The 3,961-nt window shown below is 59.9% G+C and carries 4 protein-coding genes and 1 pseudogene; 3 read left to right on the forward strand and 2 right to left on the reverse strand.

Annotated features, from left to right (window positions below):
- Positions 1-187 (forward strand): annotated as a pseudogene (locus AB4Z52_RS35745) (ABC transporter permease); the annotation flags it as partial.
- Positions 188-264: 77 nt separating this feature from the next.
- Here the strand turns inward: AB4Z52_RS35745 and AB4Z52_RS35750 are convergent.
- Complete coding sequence (locus AB4Z52_RS35750; RefSeq protein WP_442222541.1) at positions 265-1,677, reverse strand: sensor histidine kinase; 1,413 nt, start codon at positions 1,675-1,677, stop codon at positions 265-267.
- The gene (locus AB4Z52_RS35755) at positions 1,667-2,335 is read right to left on the reverse strand and encodes a response regulator (protein ID WP_442222542.1); all 669 of its coding nucleotides are present in this window, start codon (positions 2,333-2,335) and stop codon (positions 1,667-1,669) included. Before AB4Z52_RS35755 ends, AB4Z52_RS35750 begins: the two co-directional genes overlap by 11 nt.
- 205 nt (positions 2,336-2,540) lie before the next feature.
- On the opposite strand from AB4Z52_RS35755, the gene AB4Z52_RS35760 reads away from it, so the two are divergent.
- Together AB4Z52_RS35760 and AB4Z52_RS35765 are read left to right on the forward strand one after the other, a co-directional pair.
- Entirely contained in the window at positions 2,541-2,939 is a 399-nt protein-coding gene (locus AB4Z52_RS35760; RefSeq protein ID WP_442222543.1) for a hypothetical protein, read from the forward strand.
- A 615-nt stretch (positions 2,940-3,554) separates the two neighbouring features.
- Positions 3,555-3,961: reverse transcriptase domain-containing protein (locus AB4Z52_RS35765; RefSeq protein ID WP_442222544.1), on the forward strand; the 407-nt coding region annotated here is incomplete at its 3' end.

The following is a 3,961-nucleotide window of genomic DNA, read 5'->3' on the forward strand; positions in this document are numbered from 1 at the left end:
GTTCGTCGGCGCGCGTTTCGGCATCGGGCAGCTGATCTCGATCGCCAAGGGTACCTTCGACGCGGCCGGCATGTTTGCCGCGATCCTCCTCGTCATGTTGGTGACGCTTGTTGCCGAGTTCATCATGACGATGATCGAGAACCGGCTCGCCAAATGGCGTCCGCAACAGCACATGGATGCACAATAATTCGCTCCGGATCGACTACACTTCTACAGAGGCCGGCTCTCCCCCACCGGTCTCTTTTTTTGCCTGCAATTTGGAGCTCAAGCGATGGGAAGGCGGACGGTGACCAGCAAGCCACCGTCGGATCCGTCGCCCAAGATCACCGATCCACCCGCGCCGTCGGCAACTTCGCGAACAATTGCAAGGCCCAGTCCGCTTCCTTCCGGCTCCGTTCCGATGATGCGATAGAAGCGTTCGAAAACCGGGCTGCGTTCGCCTTCCGGTATCCCCGGACCATTGTCCTCGACGGTTAGAATGGCCGTGCCGTCTTGCTGTGCCACGCTTACCGTCACCCGCCCGCTTTCCAGGCTGTAGCGCAAGGCGTTGTCGACCAGGTTCACCAGCATCTCGCGCAGCATGGTTCCGTCACCCTCTACAAGAACCGGCGCCTCTGCCTCCAGGCCAAGGTCGATGTTGCGGCGAAGCGCCTCCTCGGCCTGGCTTTCGAGCACCTGACGGGCGGTTGCAGTCAGGTCGACGGTATCGCTGCGGGGCCGTCTGCTGCCGGGCTCGGCGCGCGATAGGGTCAGAAGCTGGCTGGCAAGGCGGGTGACCTGACGGGTGCTGGCGCGCAATGCCTGCAGCGCCTCGTCGCGCCGCCCCGGGTCGCTCTCGCGCGCGGCGACGCTTGCCTGAGTGGAAATCAGGGCGAGCGGTGTGCGCAACTGATGGGCGGCATTGGAGACGAACCGGCGCTGCGCCGCCATCTGGTTCTGCACCCGCTCCATGTGATCATTGAGCGCATGGACCAGAGGCCGCAATTCGCTCTGCACCATGTCAGGGGGCAGGGGATCCAGCCGTTGGCGCCCGCGTTCGCGCACGGCGTCGCGAAGCCGGAGCACCGGCGCCAGCCCCCGCTGAAGACCGATGATGGTCACAAGGCCGGCAAGCAGGACGAGCACGAGTTGCTTGGTAAAATCCGAGAGCCAGAGCCGGCGACGCATCGCATATTGACCATTATGCGTCGCGGCCACGGTGACGGAAATCCTGCCCTCGTTCTCAAGGCCGACGATCGGGTGCTCGAGCATGATTAGCCGCACCTCGTCCTGCCGGAACGTGCCGTCTTCGCCCACCTCCGCTACCTTCGGCTGCGGCATGCCGGGAAAGCCTGTCACCAGGCTGCCCCACGCGGTCATCACCTGGTAAAACACGCGATCGCCATAGCCCGTGTCAAACATCTCAATTGCTGCCGGTGGGATATCCGCCTCCACCGTGCCATTGGTATCGACCCGAACAGCCTCGGCGATCACGCGTGCCGAGGCAAGCAAAGTGTGGTCGGCGACAAGGGCGGCCGTCGCATCCGCAGATTTGAAGCTGATATAAAGGTTGACGCAGATGGCGCCGATCAGTGTCAAGACTATCCAAGCAAGCAACTGGACGCGCAGGCTTTCGCCCAGCATGGCGGCTATTCGGGTAACCCAGCCCATCGGCCTTATGCCGGCCTCATTGCGCATGGCGTAACAAATATCCAAGTCCACGGAGCGTTGCGATCTGGACCGTGCTGCCCTCCAGCTTCTTGCGAACGCGGTGCACGTAGATTTCAATCGCACTCGGATCGGCGACGTCATCGAAGCCGAATACGCTCTCCGAAAGCATATCCTTGCTGACGGTGCTGCCGACTTTCATGATGAGATGTTCGAGTACGGCGTGTTCGCGCGGCGTCAGCGCCAGGACCTCGCCGTTGAGGAAGAACTGACGGGTGCTGCCGCGAAAGAGAAGGTCACCGACAGCAATCTCCGGCGCTGCGCGATCGTGGCCACGCCGGACCAGGGCTCTGATGCGGGCCTCGAGCTCGGCAATTTCAAAGGGCTTGGCAAGATAATCATCGGCACCACTATCGAGGCCGGCCACCCGCCCATCGAGGCTAGCATTCGCAGTCAGGATGATGACCGGCACCTTGTTGCCGTTCTGGCGCAGGCGCTTGAGGAGCGTCAGGCCATCGAGCTTTGGGAGCGAGAGATCGAGGATCACCACCGCGTAGACGGCAACTTTCAGCGAATGATCGGCGTCTTCGCCATCGTGGACAATATCGACGGCATATTGCGCCTGACGCAGGGCCTTGCCGAGCCAGGACGCCAGTTCACGATTGTCTTCGACCAGCAGAATCCTCATGGCCCACTATACAACAACCACTATCGCTTGCGAGTGGTGTTGTTTCGACTTGGCGAGCTCGCTTCGCGAAAACAGAGTTTCTGGAAGGTTAAATTGATAGCTACAATAATATAATATCTTTATGTCATCATTCACCAAATATATTCTCCTAATTTTTAATTGCTTCACGGTATATCTGAAGCAACAACAAAACAGGGAGACAAAAATGAAGAAGATTTCAGCCTCTATCGTCGTATTCGCCGCTTGCCTCATGTCCTCTTCGAGCTTTGCTGCCGAATCCTATCTTGCTTCGCCGGCCTTTGTGCGTCAGGCGACCGGCACGGGCTTCTCCAGTCTCGATACGTCGGCAATCATGAAGCCTGCTTTTTCAATGATGGCGGCTGTTCCTTCCTTCACCGCGCCGACATCAGGCAATCTTGCCAATACGCTGCAGATCGGCGATTTCAATGTCGCAAACATCGAGCAGAGTGGCGTCGGCAATGTCGGGCTTATCCAACAGATTGGCTATTCGAATACCGCATCGATATCGCAGGAAGGCGGCGCTCACCAGGCCTTCATTTCGCAGCAGGGCCGCAACAACGTCGCGATCATTCACCAGCGCTAAACGCCTGAAGGCGAGGCGGAGAATTCTCAGCGAACAAAATAGAGCGGCCAGTCTGGCCGCTTCTTTTGCGTGTGCGCCCAGCATGGGCGCACTCTTGTGGGTGCAAGTCCCATCGTAAGCTGGTCACGGCGAACGAAGTGAAGCGCAACTGCGGAAGGGTGACCGACCGTGGGGAGGCAGCGTGGATCGAAACTGCGGGCTGATGAACAAGAACCGGATATAAGGCGGTGCCTTCCAGGGCGAGCGGGCATGCAACCGCGAAGCTCTTGTGATCAAGGGATGGCGGCGTAGATCCGGCAGTCGTGCAGTGAAGGAGTGCGTTCTTACCTGGGGAGATCTCGCCTTATGCCTGAAAGGGCGACGGTGTCGAGCCGGAGCGAGAAGTCAGCAGAGGCCGTAATAGGGGAGCAAGCTTTGTGGCTTGCGAAGCGAAGGGCCAAACGAGAAGGAGTGTCTCTCGCCATGTCGATGTGGCAAGCACAGCGTCAGATGCCTGCGCAAGCAGGGCGGTCCGGCCAGAGAAACGGTGAAGCCGGTTCTCGATCGGGCAGCGACGAAGCTTGTCGCCCGCTTCACGGAGWAGAGAACACAGGGTCAGGGCTGCTTGAGGCGGCCTTGACGAGAGCGAACCTGAAACAGGCGTTCAAGCGCGTGCGGGCCAATAAGGGGGCCAGTGGAGTTGACGGTCTGGATATCGACCAGACCGCGCAATACCTGCGCACCGCCTGGCCTGGCATTCGCCAGCAACTGTTATCGGGGACGTACCGGCCCAGTCCGGTACGACGGGTGACGATCCCAAAGCCTGGGGGTGGCGAGCGTGAGCTCGGTATCCCGACGGTTCTGGATCGTCTGATCCAGCAAGCGCTTCTGCAAGTGCTGCAACCGATCCTTGATCCCACCTTTAGCGAGCACAGCCACGGCTTCCGGCCGGGCCGAAATGCGCATGACGCCGTCCTTGCGGCGCAGTCATACGTACAATCGGGCCGCCGGATCGTGGTGGACGTCGATCTGGAAAAGTTCTT

The organism is Rhizobium sp. 2YAF20, from assembly GCF_052114685.1.
In the GTDB taxonomy this organism is placed as follows: Bacteria; Pseudomonadota; Alphaproteobacteria; order Rhizobiales; family Rhizobiaceae; genus Rhizobium.

Bases quoted from the DNA above. Each gene is read 5' to 3' on its own strand.
- AB4Z52_RS35760 (WP_442222543.1), top strand. From the start codon at position 2,541: ATGAAGAAGATTTCAGCCTCTATCGTCGTATTCGCCGCTTGCCTCATG.
- AB4Z52_RS35755 (WP_442222542.1), bottom strand. From the start codon at position 2,335: ATGAGGATTCTGCTGGTCGAAGACAATCGTGAACTGGCGTCCTGGCTC.
- AB4Z52_RS35750 (WP_442222541.1), bottom strand. From the start codon at position 1,677: ATGCGCAATGAGGCCGGCATAAGGCCGATGGGCTGGGTTACCCGAATA.